Below are 22973 nucleotides of genomic sequence, written 5' to 3'. Positions count from 1 at the left end.
TGGGTAGAAGTTGTGGACCACAACACGGCTACATTACCCACGAGTTGGGCCAAGGAAATGCGGCCTCCGGCGGTGTGAGCGACGGCACAGCCGATCGGAGACTTCCCAGCACCGGACGGGTGGGGCTTCGCCGGACCGAGACGTCCAAGCTCGACGTGGTGAACTTCGGGCGCAATCCGCAGGCCCGGCAGTTCGGCCGGTACGGCACGCTCAACGTCCGCTATGGCAAGGGAAAGAACGGCCAGCCGCCGCGGCGGCGGAACGTGTTGTCGGTGATGGGCTGGGCCGTCGAGGCGGTCGCCGACTATGTCGAGCCCGTCCGGCCGCGCTTCGGGGTCCCCGATCACCCGGCTCTGTGGATCACCGAACGCGGGGGGCCGCCTCCAGCCCGGCTCGATCAACGACCGGTTCGAGGCATACCGGGACGCCCTGGGGCTGCCGAAAGAGCTCACCCCGCACTCGCTGCGGCACTCGTACGTCACACACCTGACTGAGGACGGGGTGGACCGGCGCTCCATTCAGCAGCAGGTCGGCCACGAGTGCGACAGCTCCCTGGCCATCTGCACGCACGTCAGCGACGACTTCATGAAGCGTCTGGCCTGCTGCCTATAGCCAGTCCCGCCGCTTGAAGATGAAGTAGAGGCTCGTGCACACCGCTGCCATCAGCAGAATCGCGAACGGATAGCCGAAGGCCCAGTCCAGCTCCGGCATCGCGTCGAAGTTCATGCCGTAGATGGTGCCGACTAGGGTCGGCGCGAAGAGGATTGCCGCCCACGCCGAGATCTTCTTGATCTCTTCGTTCTGCTCGAAGCCCGCCTCCGCCATCGCCCGCATCTCTTCGTTCTGCTGCTGCGTCACCAGCGTCGCGTTCACGGTGAGGATGTCCGCCAGCGCCTGACGGAAGCCGTCCACGCGTTCGCTGGTGTGCGTGACGTGGTCGGCGACGTCGCGCAGGTAGCGCTGGAGCTCCTCGTCCGTGCCGTATTTCGCGAAGCCCGCCATCAGGCCGTGCAGCATGCCGACCAGGGGGCGGGTGGCGCGCTGGAACTCGACCATTTCGCGGGCGAGTTCGTAGATGCGGCGCGACACCTCGGGGTCGCCGCGAAAGACCTCGGTCTCGATCTCGTCGATGTCGTTCTGTACGCCCTCGACCACCGGAACGTACCCGTCGACGACGGCGTCGAGGATCGCGTACAGCACCGCCTCGGGCCCCAGCGCCAGCAGCTCCGGGGCCTCCTCCATGCGCTTGCGTACGCCGGAGAGGTCCGGCGCCGCTCCGTGGCGGACCGTGATGACGAAGTCCTGGCCCACGAAGATGTGCAGCTCGCCGAAGTCGACCTCTTCCGGGGCGTCGAGGTAGCGGGCCGCGCGCAGCACGACGAAGAGCGTCTCGCCGTAACGCTCCAGCTTGGGGCGCTGGTGAGCCTCCAGGGCGTCCTCGACGGCCAGCGGGTGGAGGTCGAATTCCGCGGCGAGGGAGTGGATCTCGTCCTCGGAAGGCCGCTGGAGGCCGATCCACGCCATGCCGTCGCGGTACTCGCGCAGCTGACGGAACGTCTCGGCGAGGGAGGCGGGGGAGGACACGTGGCGGCCGTCGCGGTAGAGCGCGGCGTGGACGATGCTGCCGCCGTTGCGCTGTACGTCGCCGGGTGCGGCGACCGGATCACCTGCCGGCGGCTCTGCGGGAGGGGCAGCCGGCGGCGGGGGCTGCCTGCGCCAGGAGTGCTTCTTCGGGGACAGCGCGGGACGGACTCGTCGCTCCGACATCGCAGATCTCACCTCCCTGCGGGGCATCTGGCCAGGGGCAGGATATACGTCCCAATTGTCGTCGGCGCAGTCAGCTTCTCGCGGACCGAACCTGTCCGCAAGGATCGGTAGCGTGCGGAACATGGCCTCGAAGACGAACCCGGCAGCCCCTGTGCTGAGCACCCGCGCCCTGAACCGCGCCACCCTCGCGCGCCAGCTCCTGCTGCGGCGCACCGCGATGCCCGCCAAGGGCGCCGTCGAACACCTCGTCGGCCTCCAGGCGCAGAACCCCAAGCCGCCGTACTACCAGCTCGCCGCCCGGCTCGACGGCTTCGACCCCGAGGAGCTGTCCGGGCTGATGGCCTCCCGTGAGGTCGTACGTATCGTCACCCTCAGGTCGACCATTCACACCCACACCGCCGACGACACGCTCACGCTGCGCCCGCTCGTCCAGGCCGCCCGCGACCGCGAGCTCACCACCTTCCGCAAACAGCTGGCCGGAGTGGACCTCGACCGGCTCGCCCGGCTGTCCAGGGAGCTGGTCGAAGAGCGCCCGCGCACCCTGAAGGAACTCCGCGACGAACTCCTCAAGGAGTGGCCGGACGCCGACCCGCAGGCGCTCTCCGTGGCCGCCCGCTGCAAGCTGCCGTTGGTGCAGGTCACGCCGCGGGGGCTGTGGGGCAGGAGCGGCCAGGTCGCGCTCACCACCGTCGAGAAGTGGCTCGGCCGCCCGTCGAAGCCCGTACCGGCGCCCGACGGCACCGTACTGCGCTACCTGGCCGCCTTCGGCCCCGCCTCGGTCAAGGACATGCAGACCTGGTGCGGGCTGACCCGGCTGCGGGACGCCTTCGAGCGGCTGAGGCCGCAGCTCCTCGTCTTCCAGGACGACAACGGCATCGAACTCTTCGACCTGCCCGACGCCCCCTGCCCGGACGAGGACACGCCGGCCCCGCCCCGCTTCCTCCCCGAATACGACAACCTGCTGCTCTCCCACGCGGACCGGACACGGGTCGTCCCCGCCGAGTACCGGGGCCGCACGTGGAACAACAACCAGGGCTACAGCACCCTCCTGGTCGACGGCTTCCTCGCCGGCATCTGGCGACTGGACGAGACCAAGGAGACCGCCGTCGTCACCGTCGAACCCTTCGGCACGCTCACTCGCGCGCAGCGCGCGGAGGTGACCGAGGAGGCTGAGCGGTTGCTCGGCGTGATGATCCCGGCTGCGACCGATCACGACGTACGATTCGGCGTCATCTCCGCATAGCGCATGGGTGGACCTGGCGGATCCCGTCGATCTTCACTCCGCGCGTCCGGTCGCGGCGACCGTCACACCCAGCCCGATCATCGCGAAGCCGCCCGCGCCCCCGATGAGCGAAAGCCGCCGCTCGGAGCGCGCGAACCAGGTGCGGGCAGCGGCCGCTCCAAGACCCCAGAGTGTGTCGGTGACCAGCCCGATGCCGATCGGCACGAGACCGAGCAACAGCATCTGTACGGGCAGACCGCCTGCCGAGTGGTCCGCGAACTGGGGGAGTACGGCGGCGAAGAAGACGATGGCCTTGGGATTGGTCATCCCGACGACGACCCCGTCGAGCACGGTGCGCACATCACCGCGCGCAGGTTGGCCGGGCGCGGCCTCGGCGCCCATCTTCAGCTCTTTGCGGTGCCGGAAGGCCTGTACGCCGAGATATACGAGGTACGCGGCGCCCGCGAGTTTGACCGCCATGAAGACGGCCACGGAACGCTCGACGAGCGTCCCTACGCCGAGCGCGACGGCCACGACCAGGACGTACGAGCCGAGGACGCTGCCCAGGACGGTCGCCAATGCTGTACGGCGGCCGTACGCGAGGGCGCGGCCGATCACGAACAGGACGCTCGGCCCCGGGATCACGATGACCAGCAGGGACATCAGCGCAAACGCGAGTACACGGTCGGTCGACACCATGTCCGTACCCCCTGGGTCCGTACCCCCTGGCCGTCATTGAAGCAGCTGCGGATGGGAGGGGGCGCGGGGTGTGTGTATCTCCACCAGCACGACCACATCCCCCACGAACGTCGCGAGGGTGCCCGCCGGCGGGAGGCCGGGGCTGGCCCGAGGTACGGGCTGGTCTTCGTCGACAGGCTGTTGGTGCCGCTGGTCCACCTGCGGACCGGACTCACCTACCAGGCCCTGGGGGCGATCTATGAGGTGGGCTCGTCCACCGCGGGCGAAAGCGGGCAGACCGGGCCGGCGGGCGTTCGTCTCGGGCAAGCGGAAGCAGAACACCAACAAGACCACCACCGTCAGCGAAACCCACCGTGCCATCGCCGCCCTGGTCTCCGACCGCGCCGCCAAAACGCACCACCCGCCGTCGGCCGAGCACCGAGCTCGTGGACGCTCGCACGACCACCTGCTGAACCACCCACCAGCCAAAACCCCAGGCCAGCCCCCCAGCTTCAACCGCGGGACAGCCCGTAACTTGATAGGCAAGCTGTCACTTGCCTATGGTGTTGGTTATGGCGGAGGATGTCTTCAAGGCACTGGCCGACCCCACCCGTCGGCGCATCCTTGATGAGCTGGTGGAACGGGACGGCCAGACCCTGTTCGAGATTTGCACACGGCTGGTGACCAAACACGGTCTGGGGCTGTCCCGCCAGGCGATCAGTCAGCATCTGGCCGTACTGGAATCCGCGGGTCTGGTCCTTTCGCGGCGCCAGGGCCGCTACAAGTTCCACGATCTGAACACCGAACCCCTTGAGCGCATCACGACCCGATGGCTCAGGCCCGATGCAGCGGAGAGCGCCCCATGAAGATCCACCTGTCCAGCGTCTTCGTCGATGACCAGGACAAGGCCCTGCGTTTCTATACGGACGTGTTGGGCTTCGTGAAGAAGCACGACGTCCCGCTGGGCGAGGACCGGTGGCTGACCGTGGCTTCGCCGGAAGATCCCGACGGGACCGAACTGCTGCTGGAGCCCTCCGGCCATCCCGCAGTGAAGCCGTACAAGACCGCGCTGGTCCAGGACGGCATCCCGGCCACCTCCTTCGCCGTGGACGACGTACATGCGGAGTTCAACCGGCTGCGCGAGCTCGGGGTGCACTTCACCCAGGAGCCGCTGGAGATGGGCCCGGTCACCACTGCGGTTTTGGACGACACCTGCGGCAACCTGATCCAGATCGTGCACAGCAAGTAAGGACCCGGCGCAGGCGCCAGCCGTGATCTACTGTCTGCGGTCAGGTTCGGAGCCATGCCAACAGGGCAGCGGCAGGATGCGAGCAGGCCGCAGGGGCCCAAGTAAGTCTCGTAACTCACCCAACTGGTACGGCCGTTTCGCAAGACGCAGGCCCGACCGTGACCACCGCTATCGCGCCCAAGGTCGTTAAAGGGCTCGCAGAGAATCAACATGCTGATTTGATCTCGGCGGGGCTGCTGTCCGCGAGGAACGCGGTGACGTCAGCAGGCGTGCGGAACCTGGCTGTCGAGGGTGGAATGGTGTAGCCGTGCTCGGCCAGGAGAGGCTGGACTTGGCGAACGGCCCTGGTGAGGGTGCTGCCGTTGACTCCGAAAAGCTGGGCGAGCAGGTCGGGTGCCGAGTCTGCGCATGTAGAGCACGGTGGCCAGGACTCTGTCGGCGGTGGTCAGCTTGTCCTTGGCCCCTGCGCCGCGAGCACGGATACGCTCCCCGCCTCGCTGCTGGAGTCGTCCTTGCTCACGTAACTCGTCCAGTTTCTGGGCCAGTTGGCCGACGCGTTCGTCCAGCGCCGGTTCGGGCATGCCGGTCAGCTCCGGGTTGCGCAGACACCCAGTGCAGGGCCAGGTGGGCGGCGGCTGCCCGACCTGGGGCAACGTCTCGGCGTACCGCAACATCCACGTTGCCGTGCAACGCCGGGATCGCCCGAGCGAACTCCTGGACCCGCAGCCCGGCGACGCCGCTTCCGCGACCTGGACCCTGGAGTGCACGACGGTCGCCTCGCCGACCGGCCTCGATGTGAAGGGCCGGTATGTGCAGGGGCCTCCGGGCGGCAGGTATATCTACCTGTCGTCGGGTGCTGTCGACGAGGCGGGCGCCTTCACGATGTTCCGCCGCGCCAAGCTCATGCTCGACGCCGTCCCGGACGAGGTCCTTGACGCCGCCGCACGCGATGGCCTGCTCTTCCTGAAGTCGCCTGAAGCCGCCGCGAAATCCCTTGACTTGAAGTGCACTTCAAGCTGAAGACACCGGTGCCGGCCGGAGACTCCGACTGAACGGGAGGGTTCACCATGAAGTACCGCATAATCGGCAACGATCCGGCCGCCCACCGTGAGGTGAGCGTGCATCGGACCGGCGGCCAACAGAACTGCGAGCTGCGGGCATGGGCCCTTGTGAGTCGAGCCTCCGCTGTCGCTCGACGGGCATGGGGCCCGGGCGAAGCGCCCGGAGTTGCGTCCTCGCCTTCTTTCGCGGCCTTGCCTTGACCGCACGTCCCTTTTCTATCTAATATGCGTATACATCGTAAATATACGCAGACGCTGCCGTGAACCCCCTGGTCGGCCCTGGTCTGCCGCTTGGGTCGGCGGCAGACCAGGGCCGCGACGCGACGCCACTGCCTCTGCGAGCACGTGGAATTTCGCTATCGGCATTGGATTCCCGGGTGCGGTTTCTGCCTCACGCCCGATCCGCCGCGCCTCTTGCTGGTTCGCGTTCACCGCGCTGCCCGCCGCGGTGCTCTTGTGGCTGCTGTCGCTGCCGCGTGTGAATATGGCCGGCACGGGCGGACACGCCAGAACTGCCCGGTGATGAGCCGTCTTCGCTCCAACGACCGCGCCGGCCCTCAGCTGCGGTTGCCGGCCCATGTGGCGTCCGCCGTGCAGTTCTTCCGCAGGACGTCCTCATGGAGGAGGGCCATATGAACCGTCCACTGCGCGTCACGGTGGTCACGACCGCCGGAATCCTCGGTGGTGCGGAACTCTGGCTGCTGTCGCTGCTCGACGCCACCGACCGGCTGGACGTGGACGCGGTGATGCTGGGGAAAGGGCCGCTGGACGAGCAGTTCCGCCGCAGGGGCGTGCCCTGCGTCACGCGCCCCACGGGGCGGACCGGAGCGGCGGTCGCAGCCTCCGCGGTATCACTCGCGCGCCGGTTGCGGGCGAGCCGGCCGGACGTGGTCCTCGCCAACGGGATCAAAGCGGCGTGCGTGTGTGGCCCGGCCGCGTGGCTCACCGGGGTGCGATGCGTGTGGGCCAAGCACGACTACTCCCACCCCCGTCTGATGAAGCTCCTGGCCACGCTCACCGACGACTGCGTGGCGACCGCAGAGGGACTGGCCCTCGCCTCGCGACATCCCCGGGCCGTGCTCGTACCGTTCCCCGCGCCGGAGGGCACCGCACTGCCCCGCGAGGCCGCCAGAGAGGAACTGGTACGACACGGCGTGCGGCTCGGGAACGGCCACGACGAGCCGCTGTTGCTCACCGTCAGCCGTCTGGTGGCCAACAAGGGCGTGGACGACGCGATCGAGGCCTTGGCGAAGCCCGGGGGCGAGCCCTGGCGACTGGCCGTGGTCGGGGGCGAAGCGCCGACAGAACCGGGCGAGCATAGCCGGCTCTCGCAGTTGGCTGCCGACCTGGGAGTGGGCGACCGCGTCGACTTCACGGGCTGGATTCAGGACGCCTGGCGGATCATCCCCGGGGCCGACGCGGCCGCTGTGCTGACCAAGCCCACCCCGGCAGAGCCCTATCCGGAGGGGTTCGGCGCAGTCGCACTGGAGGCGATGCGCTCAGCAGTCCCGGTGATCACCACACCGGGCCCCGTCGCCGACCGAGTGACGCAGCCGGGTGCGGTGCACGCCGGGATCGCCGTGCCGCCCGGCGACTCCACCGAGGTGGGCCTGGCGCTGCGGCGCTTGGCGGACCGTGACACCCGCCTCGCCATGGGCTCGGTGGGACACCGTCTGACCGCTTCTCATCCGGGCCCGGCCGAGTGCGCCGGACGGCTGGCACAGGTCTTGTCCGAGGCCGCTCGGCTGCCCGGTGCGGGGATGACCGGGACCGCGCCGGTCTCGGTGGTGACCACGGTGCTCAATGAGGCCGACGTGATCGACCGGCTGCTCGGCCTGCTGGTTCCCCAACTGGTCGCGGACGGGGACGAGATCGTCGTCGTCGACGGTGGCTCGACCGACGGCACGGCCGACCGGGTCGAGGCGTGGGCCTCGAAGGATGCCCGGATCCGCCTGCTCCGGCTCCCCGGCTCGGGCAGATCGGCCGGCCGCAACGCCGGCGTGCAAGCGGCGGGCAACCCGCTGATCGCCTGCACCGACGCGGGCTGTTACCCCGATCCGGACTGGCTGGCCCAGCTGCGTGCGGCGGCGGCAGAGCCCGTCCCGGCCGACCTGATCACCGGCGTCTATCGGGTGGACGGCCACGGAGCGCTGGCCCAGGCCATGTCGGCGGTGGGCTATCCGGTCCCCGAGGAGGCCCGTCATCCGGGACCGTGGACACGCGTGTACTGCCGGCTCTTCGGCCGCGGGCTCGACGCGACCATGCCCACCGGGCGTTCGGTGGCCTTCTCCCGCGCCGCCTGGCAGGACGCCGGGGGCTTCCCCGAACATCTGCGGACCGCTGAGGACGTGCTCTTCGGCCGCGCGGTGGTCGGGGCCGACCACCGCGCGGTCCTGGCCTCCTCCGCCGAGGTCCGCTGGGAGCAGCGGCCGACGCTGCGTCAGACAGCGGCGATGTACTTCCGTTACGGCGAGGGCGGCGGACGGTCGGCGAACCCGCGCGTGGTGGGCCGGGACATGGCCAGAGCGTTCGCTTACGCCATCGCCCTCGCGGCGGTGGTGACGGGCCCACGCGCCCGGTCCGTCGCGACCACTGCCTTCGCGGCGTACTTGTCAATGCCGCTCACCAGGGCCGTCCGCCGACGCCACTGGGCGGCGCTGCCCTTCGTCCCCTTCGCCGCGGCAGTGCGCGACCTCGCCAAGGCGGCCGGGGCCGGGCGTGGACTGGTCTGTTGGATGAGATCGGACGGGGCTGCCGCGGATGGTCCGGATGCGGACGGTCCCCGATGAGTCACGCCATCATGGCCAGGCAACCGCTGGTGTTGATGTACCACGGCGTCGGCAGACGCCCCGCCCGCCAGGACCCGCACTGCTTGTTCGTCCCACCGGACACTCTCTACAGACAACTGCGAGGGCTCCTCGACCGGGGCTGGATGCCCCTGACGCTCGGCAGGTACCTGCGCGGTGACTTCCCCAGGCGCAGCGTGCTGGTGACTTTCGACGACGGCTACCAGGCCACGTTGGACGAAGGGCTGCCGGTCCTGCGCAAGCTTGGGTTTCCTGCTACCGCCTTTGTGCTCAGCGGCGTGCTCGGTGGCACCTCCACGTGGATGGCCGAAATGCCTGATGAGCCACTGCTCGACGCTGAAGGCGTGCGCGCACTGGCTGATTCGGGGCTGGACGTCGAATGCCACGGATGGGACCACAGTGACCTGGTGAACGCCAGGGCCGGGACCCTCGCCCGCAATCTCATGGATGCCGCAGCGGTGTTGGCCGACATAACCGGCAAGCGTGCCCGCGCGTTCGCCTACCCCTACGGAACGCACGACGCCGCCGCACGCAGAGCAGTGGCCGAAGCCGGATTCGAGATCGCGTTCAGCGTGCACGACGGTGCCGGGCGTTACGCCATCCCACGCGTCGACATCAACGCCACCGAGACCGACGCGACCTTCCGGCTGAAGACTTGGTGGGGCTATCCCGCCATCCGCCGGATGTCCGGGGCAGTGCCGTCGCTGCGCCCCGCCCTGCACTCACTGATCGGCCGCGCCCACCGGCCATGACCACGTTTACGGAACCCGCGCGTCGGTCGTCGTCGCGTCGGCCGTCGTACGACCTGGGCCGTGAAGGCCCGCGGCCCAGACGCGGCGGGCATCGTCGTACACGGTGTACATGCGCTCGACGACCTGCCGCACGTCGTGATGGCGGCGGATGTGTGCCTGCGCCTCCTCACCGAGTGCACGGCTGGTCGCCGGATCGGCCAGCAGGCGTGCCACCGCGGCTGCGAGCGCACCCGGTTCCTCCAGCGGCACGACGGCGAACGGTACATGACGGGGCGGTAGGAATTCCCGCGCTCCCGGCACGTCGGTGACGACGACTGGGCGGGTGCAGGCCATGGCTTCCATAGGGGCGAGCGCCATTCCCGCTTCCCAGCGAGAGGGCAGAACCACGAGATCAGCCGCGAGATACCAGTCGCGAGGGTCGACGACGGCTCCGGCGAACCCGACGGTCGGGGATGCCCGTGCTGCCAGGACCGAACGGTCCGGCCCGCCCCCGACCAGGACCAGCCGCGCCTCCGGTATCCGGTCCTCGATCTCTGCCCAGGCGTCGAGCAGCAGGTCCTGCCCCTTCTGACGGCAAAGACGCGCCACGCACACGGCCAGTGGTCCGGTGACGGAGACGCCGAGCCGGTACCGCGCGGCTTCACGTGAAGAGGCTTCCGGTGGGTTGAACCAGTCGAGGTCCACCCCATTGCGTACAACGGTGTACCGGGACCGGATGCCGGCGGCCACCCCGTGGGCCCGCTCGCCCTCGCTGACGCAGACCACCTGGTGCGCCCATCGCGCTCCCGTCCTCTCCCACTGCACGGCGGTAGTCCGCAGGGCAGCGGGCACGGCATCGAACGACCAGGCATGCGGCTGATAGACGGTGGGACGGCGCCCGCGTATCGCCAGGCGGCCTGCGAGGCCCGCCTTCGCACTGTGCAGGTGCACCACATCCGGACGCACCATGTCCACAATGCGCTGCAGTCCGGCAACCTCGCGCGGGAGCGCCGGACCGGGAGAGCGTACGGCGTCCCACCGCACTACTTGGGCCCCGCGCTGCGCGGCTGTCCACAACAGCGTGCCGGCGATAGGACAAGCCACGATCACCCGGTCACCTTTCGCGCACTGGCCGGCGGCCAGGTCCGTGACCACTCGGGCGACGCCTGCCTCGCTCGACTGCGCGATGTGCAGGATGGCCCGCCTCACGGCGCTGCGCCCTTCTGCGGCAGGAGTGGACCTCCCGGAGCCGAGACGGTGTCGTGCGGCAGCACACCCTCGTCCGGAACACCCTTGTCCGGACCGCCCAGGGCGCGCACCGGTTTCGTGAGTCGCCGTGCCACGGTGCCGCTGAAGCGAACCGCCTCGGCAACGGCGGGGACGGGATCGTCCCGGCTCAGCCAGGCCCGCTCCAGGTTCCGCCGCGGCAGCGCCGCCGGGAGCCGGCGTTCGCGCCAGGCGGTCACAGTGGCCGATACCGCATCCAGATTGCCCACGATGAAGCCCCGGCCGTGGATCTGTGACCCGTCCGGAATGTGCTCACCTGTCAGGTCCAGGTACATCGCGCGGACCACGTCCAGTTCCCGCACGGTACTGAAGAGGCGGAACTGCTGTCCGAACCGAGGGTTGAAGTCCACCAGCTTGTAGCGGCCGTCGCGCCGGTCGAACCGCCAGTCGAGGTCGGCGATCCCGCAGTAGCCGATCACACGGCACAGCTCGGCGGCCAACGTCGTGAGGGTGGTGTTGGGCCGGGCCCGCGCCCGGGTGGTGAGGCCTGTCCTGGGTGGCCAGGAGCGGAGCTTGTGCCCCGTGAAGACGAGCCGGGGTATGCCTCCTGCGCTGAGGTAGAGGTGGGTGAACCATTCCTCGGCAAGTTCGAGAGGGATGTACTCCTGCACGATGACGGAGGGAGACTCAGCCGCCCCGCACCGGGCGAGCAACTCACCCTCGTCGTGAACGACTGTGGTGTGCCCCATGGCGGAGCCGTTCAACTTGGTGAACGGCTCCCTGTCCTTCAGAACCACTGGAAAGCCCCATTCACGACTCACCGCGACCAACTCGGCGCGGTTGACCGGCGATCGGGTCCGGGGAGTGGGCACCCCGTGCTCCTGGCAGATCCGGTGCAGCCCCTCCTTGCTGGCCAGCCTGCGGGGCAGCGCGGGCGGCACGGGGGGCAGCACAAACCATTCAGCCAGGCGATCGGCGTTCTCCGCCAGCAGCACGGCGGCCTCGTCCCCCTCCGCCACAGCAACGGTGGGGCGCCCGATCTCCCGGCCGATCTGCAGGAGGGTCGAGACCAGTTCCGACGCGTCCTCCCTGCCGGTCGTCGGGCGGACGAAGCGGCCGGCAAGGTGGCGTGAGAGGGCGGTCGGGGTGAAACGGTCCTCGACCATGGCGTACGCCGGGACCCCCATACGCCCCAGCGTGCGCACAACCCCAAGTCCCCCGTGGAGCTGGGGGAAACGCCCCACCTTGACGAGCAGTGCCGGTACATGGTCGCTCATGGAGCCTCCTTGGGTGCGACCTTGTTGACTCGGGGTCACGTTGATGGCACGTGTCAGCATGCGCCGGTCCGGCGCACGACCGCGGACGGCGTCCGCAGCAGGATGGACAGGTCCAGGGCGGGCGACCAGTTCTCGACGTAGCTCACGTCGAGACGGTCCCGCTCATCGGTCGGCAGGCAGGAGCGGCCACTGACCTGCCACAACCCGCTCATCCCCGGTTTCACCAGAAGCCGGTGACGCCCGTCTTCGCTCAGGGCGGCGACCTCATCCTTCACCAGAGGCCTCGGACCGACGAGGGACATATGGCCTGCCACCACATTGAACAGCTGCGGCAGCTCGTCCAGTGAGTACGAGCGCAGGAACGACCCCGCTCCAGTGACGCGCGGGTCGTCGCCGATCTTGAAGAACCGGTCGCTGCCGTAGCGGTTGAGGTGGGCGAGTTCGGCCTTGCGCCGATCCGCACCACGGTGCATCGTCCGGAACTTCAGAAGCGTGAATTCACGGCCGTCGCGCCCGATTCTGCGCTCCCGGAAGAACGCGGGTCCTGGGCTGTCGAGCCGTACCCATGCGGCGATGGCCACCATCAACGGAGCCAGCAGCAGTATCCCCAGCAAGGCCAGCAGACGGTCGGTCAGCTCTTTGGGGATGCGGGGCAGCGCGGAAAGCCTGGGTGCGCGCAGCTGTAGCAGGGGCACTCCGGCGACCGGACACACGGCCAGCCTCCCGGCCGTGACGTCGGCGAGGACCGGCGCGAGCATCAGGTCGATGCCCGCTGCTCGCAGCTCCCAGGACAGCTGCCGCAGTCTTTCGGCGCTCAACTCCGGGCCCGGCAGCGCGATGACCGCGTCGCAGCCGGTCCGCCGTACCGCCTTGAGCAGCCCCACGGCATCGCCGAACTCCCCGGCATCCATGCCGGCACCGCCGTCGGGGGCTGCCGGGCCGGTGCTGCAGACGCCGACGACTTGCGGCCCGGGGGCGTGCCCTCTCCGCAGCGCCGCGATCAACTCGGCGGCGGACTCGGCGGGTCCGAGCACGAGCACCCGGCCGGCGTTCCGGCCCCGGCCTCCGCCGGTGAGCATCCTCGCCTGCGGGTACCGGCGCAGCCCGAGCGTCAGCCCGGCGGCGAGCGGCAGTGCGATCAGCGCGTCGTGCAGCAGCTCGTCGCGCGGTGCGAACCACCATGCGGCGCCGGCCGCGGCGGCGGCCAAGCAGGCCGCCCGCAGAACCCGGCGGAAGCACTCCGCGCCGGCATCGGGCCCGTACACCCGTTGTGACGCAAGAGCGAGGAGCCACAGCGGGACGAGCACGGCCGGGACGAACCAGCGATGGAAGAGCAGATACACCCCGCCCGCGGCGACGGTCGCGGCAAGCGTGTCGACCGAGAGCAGGACCGGGACCGAAGAACTGCGGCGATGGCGCTTGCGCACCCTTCCCGCAGTCTTCGCTGGTCCGGTGCTGGTCGTTTCGTTTACGACGGCCACGGCGGGCTACCTCACCTCTTGGCCAGTCTTGCTTGCTATATCGCGTATGTTTACGATGTATATATACATACGCCCGATATGGGCCAATAGTCAAGGAAGTCGCTTCGCCTGACGAGTGAATCCGGAAGGCCTCACGGGAGACACCCGCGACCCCGTCGCGCCGTGTCACCAGCTCAATATGATCGGCAAAGCGCCAGAAGATGACGATATGGGAAGGTCGCCCAGAAACCATGAAGCCTCCAGGAGACGCCAATGTCGCTGTGGTAGGAGCAGGCCCCTATGGGCTCTCCATCGCCGCCCACCTCCAGGCCCGCCGAGTGCCGTACCGGATCTTCGGGGAGCCGATGGAGGGCTGGCGCTCGCACATGCCACGCGAGATGTACCTCAAGTCGTCCCCGTTCTCCTCGTCGATCTCCGCCCCCGCTCCGGGGCACGGGCTCGCGGATTTCCGAGCCCAGGAGGGACGCCACCCTGGCCGCGAGCGGGAACCGGTGCCGCTGTCCGAATTCGTGCGCTACGGGCTCTGGTTCCAGCAGAACTGTGTCCCCGAGCTGGAGCGGACCGCGGTACGCCACATCGACCGCCCCAACGGCGACGGGTTCCGCGTCACGTTGGACTCCGGGGAGGAGTTCACCAGTGCTGCTGTCGTTGTCGCCACGGGCGTCAGCCCCTTCGCGTACGTACCGCGCGAGTTGACCGGGCTGCGGGCAGACGGCCTCGTCTCCCATACGGCGGACCACACGGACCTGTCGGTGTTCGCGGGCCGGCGCGTCGTCGTGGTGGGAAGCGGCCAGTCGGCCTTGGAGACCTCTGCTCTGCTGAACGAGGCCGGAGCGCAGCCCACCGTGGTCGCCCGCAGCCGACCGTCCTTCGGTCCTCCCCCCGAAGCCGACTGGGCGGAGGACCGTCCGCTGCACGCTCGACTGCTGTGGCCGGAGGCCGTGATGGGCACCGGATGGCCGCTGGTGGTCTGCAGCCGCGGGCCCGCGGCCATCCGGCACATGCCGGCCCGCATCCGTGCCCACCTCCTGCGTACGGTCCTGGGACCGTCCGGCGCATGGTGGCTCCGAGAGCGCGTGCAGGGCCGTGTCCCGGTGCTGTCCGGCCGTAGCCTCCACTCGGCGGCGCGCGAGAACGGCGGGGTGCGGCTGGAGATGCGGAATCCCGGCGGAGACGTGGAGACCCTGCACGCCGACCACGTCATCGCGGGGACCGGATACCTGGTCGACATCGACAGGGTGGAGCTGCTGAGCCCTGAGCTGCGCCGGGCGGTGCGCAAGAGCGCCGCCGATCCGCCTCGGCTGGCCGGTGCGCCGCAGCTGTCGGCCGACTTCCAGGCATCGGTGCCGGGCCTGTACTTCGCGGGGCTGGCCGCCGCTCCCACCTTCGGGCCGCTGCTGCGATTCGTGTGCGGCACGGGATTCACCGCCAGTCGGATCAGCGCTTCGCTGGCAGCGGACCACGCGACATAGGACAAGCCAGCCCGTCACTGCGGTGGTCGCCGGATCCCTGCGGACCGCGCCAGAGACCGGGGGGCGCTACGGGCGGCTGAGCCGGGAGCGGGTACCGGCGGCCGCTCTCGATGTGGTGGACCACGAAGGACTGTCCGCACTGAGCATGCGCAGGCTCGGCGCCCGAGCTGCGGGCCGTGATGGACAACCCCGAGGAGCCCGAACCCGCGTTCCGGCTCGGCCTGCACCTCATGCCCACGCAGGAATTCCCCCGGCTGCGTGCTGTCGCACCCGGTCTCGCCGAGCACGGCGGGCCCGAGTCGCCGGCCGCAGGCCTGGACGCCCTGCTCGACCGGTTCATCGCGGGCACGTGACAGCTGAGGTCCGGTCATCCGGACGTCGGTGTAGGGTGCACCGGCGTGGCGCGGAAATCCCGGAAGAACAGCTCGGTGTTGTCCGCCCTCAGTCCTACTCCGCCCGGCCGGCGGAGCGGCCCAGGGGTGCGGTCCTTGCCCGTGAGGACTGTCTTCCCGTCGATGTCCAATCGGAGCGACACCGATCCCGAGGGCAGGTTGACAGCGCTTGCCGCCACGTGGTGCCAGGTGCCGTAGGACATGGCGTATTTGCCGTCGGCCAGGGTCGCATAGCCCCCGCTGTCCTCGTCCTCGGGGCCGAAGCCCGGAATCTTGCGTTTGATCACCACCACGCCGTCGCGGCGGCGGAAGCTGATCGCGTACAGCTCCTGCGGGCTGTGGTAGCGCAGCCAGATGTGGCCGCCGTCCCAGTCCCGGGCGGGGGTGCGCGGCGTGGTGATGGGCGGCTCCAGCCGAACCCACATACTCACCGTTATCGGCCCGAAGTCGCGCCGGCGCGTGACCAGACGAAAGATGGCCGAGTCGGTGTGACGGGCGGAGGAGGGGCCGGTGTTGTCGGCGTCGGGCACGCCCGTCCAGCCTGCGCCGTTCTTGGCGAAGAGGGAACCACTGGTGGTGATCCAGTCGCGGGAGAGCCTCGAGTGCGGGTTACTCGGGTGGAGGAAGGCGAACGCGTTGGTGACGAGGCCCTCCTTGGCGAAGCGCGGCGCGAACACGGCCTCCGGCTTCGGCGATCCCTCCTCATTCATCTTGATGAACAAGGCCGTGCCGGTCCCGATGACCGCCGCGGCAGCCAGCAGCAGGCCGTAGACGAGTGTCCGTCGGGAGATCCTCCGGCCCAACGGCCGGAGGATCTCCCGACGCGGCGGCTTCTCGCTCATCCGCCCGCCACCGGTGCGACCTCGAGGTCGGCCAGGCGTGGCCAGGAGCTCCGGTTGGTGTCCCGGTACGCGCCGTAGGCCACGCCTCCGGTCTCTCCCGTGGCCGGCAGCGTCATCTGGACCTTGCCGTCCACACTGATCACCGTGGACCGGCCGGTCACTGTGACCGACACATCGTGCGAGTCGGCCGCCTTCAGCTCGCGTGCGTCGACCAGGCTCTGGCTGTCGGCGTTCCCGGAGAGCACCTCCAGCCGGCTGTGGGAGACCTGCACGCTGATCGCTTGCGGGCTACCCACCTTGACCCGAATTGCACCTTTCACTCTCGGATCGTATAGCTTGGAGATCGTGCCGCTCACCGTGTAGCCGGTCCAGTCCTGCGTCCGGGCGGGTTGATACGCCCCATAGACGGACAGGGCGCTACGACCCAGCGGCGTGATCACACCTTCCTTGATCTCGAACGGCGCCCGCACCCCGGGGGCGCTCTCCCAGTTCGCGTCGGGGGTCAGCAGCGCCGATTCGGCCACGGTCTGCAAGCCGTCGGCGGCCGCAGGGGTCTTCTGGGGCAGCGGGGAGAGGTGCAGCGCGCTGAAGGCCGGTGGCGCGGCCCCCGGCTCGTCGGTGCCGACCCGGATGCCGAAGCCCCCGGTGAGGCCGTCGGCGGTGATGCCCTTGGCGGTCCAGCTGAGTTCGGTGCTGCCGTCCACCCGGGCCGTGGTGGTGGCGCCGCGCACGGTGACGCTCAGGGTGTGCGAACTCTTCGGCGCCAGCTTGCGGACGACCGCCTGGCGTCCGCCGTGCTGCAGCGTGGCCGTGCCCTGGCTGACGTTGATCACAACCGGGTCCCTGCTGCGGTTGCGCACCGCGACGGCGGCCTGGTTGGTCCCGTCCCCGAGCCCGGTGATAGTGGCGTCCACCCGGTAGCCGGTCCAGTCCACGCTCCCGAGGGCGCGATACTCCGCGACGGCGGTTCGCTGGTCTTTGCCGGGGAAGGGCCTGTGCTCGGTGAAGACGTCGATGCCACGCTGGCCGCTGCCGTCCGTGCGCGTCCACAGCGCGGGGTCGGTCAGGGGGTCGGAGGCGACGGGTGGCGTCTGGGTCCACTGGGCGACCTCGGAGAGCAACTCGTCGGCAGTGGTCGAGTTGACCACCTCGAGCCGCTGGACCGTGCGCTCCGCCGCGGCGCGGCGGCTGGCGGCGACAGGCGGCTTCAGCGGGTCGGGGGACTCGTTGGCCATGGTGGCCAGGTAGTTCTTGTACAGCAGCTGCTGCAGAGTCAGGCCCGGAGGCAGGTTGCCGTGCTCCGTGGCCTCACCGAAGGGGTAGGCGAAGAGCTGGGGCTTCGGCAGGTCGTGGCTCTTGAACGCGTTGAGGTTCGACCTGATGTCGGCGGTCAATCGTGCCTGGTACTCCGCCCGGGTCTCCAGCCGGTTCCGGTCCTGCAGCCACAGGCGGTGGGAGAGGGCGGAGGCGCGGTGTCCGGCGGCGTCCGTCTGCTCACGCGTGTGCAGGTCGTGGGTGTGGGCCTGGAAGTCCCACCGGCCGGTGCCGGCCATCCGCCCGACCTCTCTCCAGGAGAGGTAGTAGGGGCGGTCGTCCACCCGGGAGGTGATCAGGAAGACGGTGCCGTGCATGCGATGGCGGGCCAGGATGTGGTCGGCGTTGACCCACAGGCCCTTCGGCCCGTCGTCGAAGGTGATGAAGACCGACCTCGGCGGGGCGGGGCCGCCCTTGAGGTAGTTGACGAACTCCTCGCTGGTCAGGCTGCGGTATCCCGCCTTCTCCAGCGCGGCCATCTGGGCGTCGAAGGCGGCGGGGGTGACCACGTAATCGCTGGGGTTGTCGGTGTTGATGTCGTGGTAGGTCAGCACGACGGGGGCGGTGGCGGCCGGCAGCCCCTTGCCCATCTGCTCCGCTGCCGCGGCGGTGGTGGCGTCGACGTGGGTCACGGGCGGGGCGTTCTGCTTGCTCATGTACTTCTGGTCCAGGTAGTACTGCGTGGCCGCGTAGAACGGCACCAGGAGTACGGACACAGCGAGCAGGATCAGTCCGGTGCGGACCCACCAATGGGTGAGCAGGTGGACGCTTCGGCGTGTCCGGCCCCCGAGGCCGTCGAGCAGAGGCTTCAGCTTCGACAGGGGGTCGGTCGCGGTCACGGCAGAATGCCCCCCCGGGTGAGCACCAGCGCGTACAAGAAGCCGACCACGGCGAGTGACAGCAAGAGCCCGAGCAGGCGCCCGAACCTGCGCACGTCTGCCTTGCGCAGGCTGTTCATGAAGTCCCGGCGCACGTTGTTCATCACGTAGGACTCCTCGACCAGACCCCTCGCCGGATGGTGGCGAGGGAGTAGGGCAGCAGCCAGGCCAGCACCAAGGTGGAGAGCATGCCCATCGCGGGCCGGTAGATCCAGCGGGTGTCGCCAGGGTTGTCGATCTTGAAGGCGAGGCCGTAGGCACAGCCCTTGAGGACGATCCCGCACAGGTAGAGCAGGGTGAGGAAGGCCGCCCCGTGGGCCGGCGCCCAGACCATGTGCCGGAACGCCATGAAGGGGGCGGCGGTCACCCACAGGACGTGGCCGTAGTAGAGGGTCGCGGGCCCCAGGCCCATGCGCCACATGAAGGTGCCGGTGAAGCACAGATTGCGGACGAAGCTCTTCTTCCAGCGGATCTGCTGCTTCATGAGGGGCCGGAAGTGGGGTGGGGCGTTGGTCCACACCTTGGCCGAATACACGTAGCCGACCCGCCACTCGCGCTCCGGGTAGTCCCGCTCGGTGACGAACGGCGAATCCGCGTACTTGCGCTTGAGCTCCTTGCCCTTCCACTTCTGGCCGAGGACGTAACCGGTGAGCTGGCGGTCGGTGGAGAAGCGGAAGGGCGCGCCCATGAAGCGGTCGTTGGCCCAGGCGGGCAGGTAGTTGAAGATGGCGTCGCGCCGGAACACCGCCAACGGGCCGGAGACGCAGGTGACACGGCCGAAGGTGGCCTCGGTCGCCTTCGCCACCCGGAACTGGCCCTCGAACCATACGTCTTGGGCTTTCGTCCAGAAGGAGAGGTCCGCGTTGAGCGCGCGGGCATGGCCGCTCACAGCACCCAGCTCGGGGTGGTTGACGAGCGCGCGTACGCAGCGGCCGAGGGCGTCCGGGGCCAGGAAGCAGTCGGAGTCGGTCATGGCGATGATGTCGCCGTGGGCCACCTCGCAGGCGCGTACCAAGGCCCCTTTCTTGCCGAGGTTCTTCTTCAGACAGATCACCGTGATGCCGAGCGACGCCTCCAGCCGTAGCAGCACATCCTGGGTGCCGTCCTCAGACAGGTCGTCGACCACGACGACCTGCAGGTCCGGGTAATCGCTCGTGGCCATGGAGCGTACGCAGTTCTCGATGTTCTCCGCCTCGTCCTTGACCGCCAGCAGGAAGCTCACCCGCGGCGTGGCGGGCAGTGCGGGAAATCTCTCGCGATCCCTCGGCCTCTTGCGCAGGGGGCGTTCCGACGGGTCGTCGTACCGGGTGTAGGCGATGTAGAACATGATGATCGTGCCGAGCAGCACGGTGAAGCCGTAGCTGAGCAGCAGTGGGTCCTGCAGCAGGGCCGGCGTCCCGCGAGCCAGGATCAGCAACAGCGGGAGGAGGCAGATCAAGGTCAGCACGCGCCGCGCGGCATAGCGGGTGTCCGGGGGCATCCGGTCCAGCCCACGGCGCATGAACCCGGGCCGCTGTGGCCGCGCCGAGCGCAGCGGTGGCAGCGGCGGCGGCGCGGGCCGTGCCCGCACGCCTCGATCGGGTCGGGACCGCGCCGGCGCGGGAGCACCGTTGTGCGACCCGGGCGACCCCTGCGACACCAGCGGGGGTGAGGCCGACGCGGCGCCCGGACCGGGGTGCTCGCCGCCGACGTACGCGGCCCGGAGCCTTTCGTGCCGGGTGTCGCTCATGGAACCGCCTTGGCCTTGAGCGGGTCGAGCCGATAAGTGGCGTCCAGCACGGCCGGCTGATCGACGAGCCACCCCAGCTCTGCGCCCGGCTGCACCGTGTGCACCACGACCAGATCCCACTGCTCTGTCTCCGGCTCGGTGACGCCGACGAGAATCACGGAGCCGAGCTTGAGTGTGGGAACCAGCGGATCCGTGAAGTGCACCTTGGCGCCTTCCTCGGCCAGTTCCCCCAGAATCTCCAGGGCCGGCGACTCCCGAAGGTCCGAGACGCCTGCCTTGTACGCGACGCCCACCATCAGGATCCGGGCGCCCGAGGTGCTGTGGCCCCGGTCGGCGAGGATGTCGCGCACTCGCCGCACCACCTGCCGAGGGCGGGCCGCGATGGCGGCCATGGCCGTTTCGACGAGCGGAGAGGTGACACGCAACGCCCGCAGCTGCCAGAGCAGATAGTGCGGATCGCAGGGGATGCAGTGGCCGCCCACACCGGGCCCGGGGTAGTGCGCCACGAAACCGTAGGGCTTGGTCGCCGCCGCCTCGATGATCGGCAGTGGTCGCAGGCCGAGTGCCCGGCAGTCCTCGGCGAACTCGTTGGCCAGCGCGAGGTTGACGGCCCGGAAAATGTTCTCCCACAGCTTGGTCATCTCGGCCTCCTCGGCCGAGGAGACCATGTGTACGTCGGGCGCGGTCCGTTGCAGAACGGCCGCGGCCAGGCTGGTGCTCAGCTCGCCCGTGCCGCCGACCACGCGCGGTGTGCGGTCATAGGTGATATGGGGGTGGTCCGTACGGCCCGGGTCGATGCGCTCCGGCGAGAAAGCCACGAACACATCGCTGCCGACCTGGAACCCACGCTCGGTCAGTGGCTCCGCCAACAGATCCCGGGTAGCGCCCACGTACGTGGTGGAGGTGAGGATCAGCAACTGCCCGGGCACGGCGTGCTCGACCACCGAGGTGCAGGCCGCGGAGAGTGCGCGAAGGTCGGGCACGAGGTGGCGGTCGATCGGGGTCGGTACACAGATCACGACGGTGCGCGCCCGCGCTGTCGCGGCGTGCTCCGACGTGATGGTGAACCGCGGGTCGTCCACGTACGCGGCGAGGCGCTGGTGGTCGGCGGGCAGCAGGTCCACCTCGCGGCGGCGGATGGCGTCCAGCCGGCTCTCGCTGGCGTCGACGCCGATGACCTCGTTGCCCGCTGCGAGCAGGGCCAGGCTCGTGGGCAGGCCGACGTATCCGAGGCCGACGACAGCGACGGCTGCCGCGGCATGGTCGACTTGCGCGGACTCATACTCGTGGGCGACACCAGGGATCCGCTGGGCGCTCCGGCGGACAGGAGGGTACATCGGTGCTCCGTGGACGGAAGTGTGGGAGATGTGGGAAGCGTGGTTCCGGTGCTCAAGATCGGGAGGGGCTTACCCGACGTAGCGGGCGACTGGATGCTTCCTGATGATGTATGTTTACACCGTATATCCCCATATTGCCCATAGATACGTAGAGGGTCAAGAGGTGGACACCGCGCGATGGACGATCCGCCCCGGGAGGCCAGGCATGACGAATCAGCAGGAGACCGGAGAGCTGATGTCGATCCCGGCGTCCTTGAGCTCGGCCGTGATACGCGGGATGCCGTAGGTGCCGTCGGACTCCTTGTGGATCTCCCGGATCCGCCGGGCGAGGCGGGCATCGCAGCGTGTCCGCGCCATGCGGGCCGGGCGCCCTTCAGTCACCGGTAGAACCCGGACCGGGAGACCTCCCGAAATACTTCGCAGCCCTCCGCAGAATCTCCCGCTCCGCCTCCAGTTCCCCGATACGCGCCCTGAGCTGCTTGTTCTCCTCTTTCAGCATGTCGCCGGAGGGCGCATCGGCATCACCATCAGTGACATCTCTTCCTCTAGACCTCAAGGAGTTGCAGGCGCGGGGTTCTTTGGGCGTTTCATGCCTCAATTCCGGTGTGCACTGACTGGCCCTGCATCAGACCGTGAAGGGCCGCTGCTCCAGGAACCGGTCGTCCGGGCGGCCCGCCACATAGAAGTTCGGGCTCTGCGTGGCCGGCATGCGTTCCAGGATGTCGCGGTGGAACGCGCGGTAGCCGCCGCGGAAGGCCCCGTTGTCCCAGACCTCCAGCAGCATGCCGGTGAAGGCGCCGTTGACCGGGCCGTCGGAGGCGAGCTGGTTGTCCTGGCAGGCGGAGATGAGCAGTGCGTTCACTCCGTCCCTGCGGGCCTTCTTGTCGCCGAGTCCGCGCTGGATCTCCTGGAAGAACTGCTGGTCACGCTGGTAGATCTCGACCTGCTTGGCTACAGGCATGAGCCGTGAGGTGTTCTCGATCTCGTCCGGGTCGCGGGTCTGGAACTGCTCCTGCATGGCCTCGGGGGTCAGGACGTCCCGTACTTCGATGCCAGTGCCGCTGTGGCAGCAGTCGAGGAAGGCCGCGATGCGGACTCCTGCGGCGAAGCGTCCGAATTCCCGGTGCAGTTCGTCGTCGAGGAACTGGCGGTCGAAGAGGACGAGGGTCTCGTCGAATTCGTCCCGTTCGTCGTCGGAGCCCTCGGCGTCCGGTACCTGTCCGCCGTGGCCCGAGTAAGTGAACAGCATGATGTCGCCGCTCTTCAGCCGCTTGGCCGCTTTACGGAGCTCCTTGGTGACGTTGTCGACGGTGCCGTCGGGCGTGAGCAGCGTCGTATCGCTGAACCCGGCCGTGCGGGCCAGCCGGGCCATGTCGTGGGCGTCCTGCTCGCATGCGACGAGCTCGCCGTCCCAGCCGCCGTACTGCGCCGGGTCGACCTTGTTGAGTCCGATGTGAAGAGAAATTCCGGTGGCCATGGGGGCTCCTCGCGCGCCTGGGCTGGGGACAT

22 protein-coding genes and 1 pseudogene are annotated in these 22973 nt (G+C 69.2%); 10 read left to right on the top strand and 13 right to left on the bottom strand.

The features are described 5' to 3' along the window. Positions 1-306: 306 nt before the first annotated feature. Positions 307-612 carry a tyrosine-type recombinase/integrase gene (locus tag PXH83_RS25880; protein ID WP_274563531.1) on the top strand — a complete coding sequence of 102 codons (306 nt, stop codon included), beginning with the start codon at positions 307-309 and terminating at the stop codon, positions 610-612. Here PXH83_RS25880 and PXH83_RS25875 read toward each other — a convergent pair. After that, a complete protein-coding gene (locus PXH83_RS25875; RefSeq protein ID WP_274563530.1) occupies positions 607-1767 on the bottom strand; it encodes a magnesium and cobalt transport protein CorA in 1161 nt (386 codons plus the stop codon). The two genes, PXH83_RS25880 and PXH83_RS25875, sit on opposite strands and share 6 nt — an antisense overlap. A gap of 121 nt (positions 1768-1888) precedes the next feature. On the opposite strand from PXH83_RS25875, the gene PXH83_RS25870 reads away from it, so the two are divergent. After that, positions 1889-3010 (top strand): winged helix DNA-binding domain-containing protein, encoded by a 1122-nt coding sequence (locus PXH83_RS25870; protein WP_274563528.1) that lies wholly within the window; start codon positions 1889-1891, stop codon positions 3008-3010. A 33-nt stretch (positions 3011-3043) separates the two neighbouring features. Here PXH83_RS25870 and PXH83_RS25865 read toward each other — a convergent pair whose 3' ends face one another. After that, positions 3044-3688 (bottom strand): LysE family translocator, encoded by a 645-nt coding sequence (locus PXH83_RS25865; RefSeq protein ID WP_274563526.1) that lies wholly within the window; start codon positions 3686-3688, stop codon positions 3044-3046. A 51-nt stretch (positions 3689-3739) separates the two neighbouring features. Between PXH83_RS25865 and PXH83_RS32560 the strand changes: the two genes are divergently transcribed. Genes PXH83_RS32560 through PXH83_RS25855 form a run of 3 tightly spaced genes read left to right on the top strand, consistent with a single transcriptional unit; the run spans position 3740 to position 4916 of the window. Next, positions 3740-4201 carry a transposase family protein gene (locus PXH83_RS32560; RefSeq protein ID WP_338054762.1) on the top strand — a complete coding sequence of 154 codons (462 nt, stop codon included), beginning with the start codon at positions 3740-3742 and terminating at the stop codon, positions 4199-4201. 38 nt (positions 4202-4239) lie between these two features. After that, positions 4240-4533 carry an ArsR/SmtB family transcription factor gene (locus tag PXH83_RS25860; protein WP_274563525.1) on the top strand — a complete coding sequence of 98 codons (294 nt, stop codon included), beginning with the start codon at positions 4240-4242 and terminating at the stop codon, positions 4531-4533. Further along, positions 4530-4916, top strand: coding sequence for a VOC family protein (locus PXH83_RS25855; protein WP_274563524.1), 387 nt, complete (start codon positions 4530-4532; stop codon positions 4914-4916). Before PXH83_RS25860 ends, PXH83_RS25855 begins: the two co-directional genes overlap by 4 nt. A 205-nt stretch (positions 4917-5121) precedes the next feature. Here PXH83_RS25855 and PXH83_RS25850 read toward each other — a convergent pair. After that, positions 5122-5533 (bottom strand): annotated as a pseudogene (locus PXH83_RS25850) (helix-turn-helix domain-containing protein); the annotation flags it as partial. Here PXH83_RS25850 and PXH83_RS25845 point away from each other — a divergent pair. The 3 genes from PXH83_RS25845 (at position 5496) to PXH83_RS25835 (ending at position 9536) form a co-directional block, all read left to right on the top strand. Next, on the top strand, positions 5496-5936 hold the full coding sequence (locus PXH83_RS25845; RefSeq protein WP_274563523.1) for a DUF5990 family protein: 441 nt from the start codon (positions 5496-5498) through the stop codon (positions 5934-5936). The pseudogene PXH83_RS25850 and the gene PXH83_RS25845 sit on opposite strands and share 38 nt — an antisense overlap. Before the next feature lie 673 nt (positions 5937-6609). Continuing rightward, entirely contained in the window at positions 6610-8766 is a 2157-nt protein-coding gene (locus tag PXH83_RS25840; protein ID WP_274563522.1) for a glycosyltransferase, read from the top strand. A gap of 11 nt (positions 8767-8777) precedes the next feature. Then, positions 8778-9536 (top strand): polysaccharide deacetylase family protein, encoded by a 759-nt coding sequence (locus PXH83_RS25835; protein WP_274563521.1) that lies wholly within the window; start codon positions 8778-8780, stop codon positions 9534-9536. Positions 9537-9542: 6 nt separating this feature from the next. Here PXH83_RS25835 and PXH83_RS25830 read toward each other — a convergent pair whose 3' ends face one another. From PXH83_RS25830 to PXH83_RS25820, 3 genes are read right to left on the bottom strand one after another with little or no spacing between them, the layout of a single operon-like run. Then, a complete protein-coding gene (locus PXH83_RS25830) occupies positions 9543-10724 on the bottom strand; it encodes a glycosyltransferase (protein WP_274563520.1) in 1182 nt (393 codons plus the stop codon). After that, the gene (locus PXH83_RS25825; RefSeq protein WP_274563519.1) at positions 10721-12019 is read right to left on the bottom strand and encodes a carboxylate--amine ligase; all 1299 of its coding nucleotides are present in this window, start codon (positions 12017-12019) and stop codon (positions 10721-10723) included. The genes PXH83_RS25830 and PXH83_RS25825 overlap by 4 nt, the downstream gene beginning before the upstream one ends. 53 nt (positions 12020-12072) lie before the next feature. Next, positions 12073-13446, bottom strand: a complete 1374-nt coding sequence (locus PXH83_RS25820) for an exopolysaccharide biosynthesis polyprenyl glycosylphosphotransferase (RefSeq protein ID WP_274563518.1) — start codon at positions 13444-13446, stop codon at positions 12073-12075. A gap of 284 nt (positions 13447-13730) precedes the next feature. Here PXH83_RS25820 and PXH83_RS25815 point away from each other — a divergent pair, with 284 nt between their 5' ends. Both PXH83_RS25815 and PXH83_RS25810 read left to right on the top strand, forming a co-directional pair. Next, positions 13731-14972: an NAD(P)-binding domain-containing protein gene (locus PXH83_RS25815; RefSeq protein ID WP_274563516.1), complete on the top strand. Its 1242-nt coding sequence runs from the start codon at positions 13731-13733 to the stop codon at positions 14970-14972. 176 nt (positions 14973-15148) lie between these two features. Continuing rightward, on the top strand, positions 15149-15325 hold the full coding sequence (locus PXH83_RS25810) for a hypothetical protein (protein WP_274563514.1): 177 nt from the start codon (positions 15149-15151) through the stop codon (positions 15323-15325). Positions 15326-15339: 14 nt separating this feature from the next. On the opposite strand, the gene PXH83_RS25805 is transcribed toward PXH83_RS25810, so the two are convergent. The 7 genes from PXH83_RS25805 to PXH83_RS25775 form a co-directional block, all read right to left on the bottom strand. Beyond that, positions 15340-16206 (bottom strand): hypothetical protein, encoded by an 867-nt coding sequence (locus PXH83_RS25805; RefSeq protein ID WP_274563512.1) that lies wholly within the window; start codon positions 16204-16206, stop codon positions 15340-15342. Then, positions 16203-18359, bottom strand: coding sequence for a polysaccharide deacetylase family protein (locus PXH83_RS25800; RefSeq protein ID WP_274563510.1), 2157 nt, complete (start codon positions 18357-18359; stop codon positions 16203-16205). The genes PXH83_RS25805 and PXH83_RS25800 overlap by 4 nt, the downstream gene beginning before the upstream one ends. Next, positions 18356-18505 carry a hypothetical protein gene (locus PXH83_RS25795; RefSeq protein ID WP_274563509.1) on the bottom strand — a complete coding sequence of 50 codons (150 nt, stop codon included), beginning with the start codon at positions 18503-18505 and terminating at the stop codon, positions 18356-18358. The genes PXH83_RS25800 and PXH83_RS25795 overlap by 4 nt, the downstream gene beginning before the upstream one ends. Further along, positions 18502-19899: a glycosyltransferase family 2 protein gene (locus PXH83_RS25790; RefSeq protein ID WP_274565169.1), complete on the bottom strand. Its 1398-nt coding sequence runs from the start codon at positions 19897-19899 to the stop codon at positions 18502-18504. The genes PXH83_RS25795 and PXH83_RS25790 overlap by 4 nt, the downstream gene beginning before the upstream one ends. Positions 19900-20123: 224 nt before the next feature. Further along, a complete protein-coding gene (locus tag PXH83_RS25785; RefSeq protein ID WP_274563508.1) occupies positions 20124-21464 on the bottom strand; it encodes a nucleotide sugar dehydrogenase in 1341 nt (446 codons plus the stop codon). Between the two features lie 213 nt (positions 21465-21677). Beyond that, positions 21678-21821 (bottom strand): IS3 family transposase, encoded by a 144-nt coding sequence (locus PXH83_RS25780; RefSeq protein ID WP_420803249.1) that lies wholly within the window; start codon positions 21819-21821, stop codon positions 21678-21680. Positions 21822-22089: 268 nt separating this feature from the next. Next, the gene (locus tag PXH83_RS25775) at positions 22090-22941 is read right to left on the bottom strand and encodes a caspase family protein (protein ID WP_274563507.1); all 852 of its coding nucleotides are present in this window, start codon (positions 22939-22941) and stop codon (positions 22090-22092) included. Positions 22942-22973: the final 32 nt, after the last annotated feature.

It is taken from the genome of Streptomyces spiramyceticus (assembly GCF_028807635.1).
Taxonomy (GTDB): domain Bacteria; phylum Actinomycetota; class Actinomycetes; order Streptomycetales; family Streptomycetaceae; genus Streptomyces; species Streptomyces spiramyceticus.
Note: the sequence above shows the minus strand (reverse complement) of the source record. Positions and strands in the feature narration are given on the sequence as shown.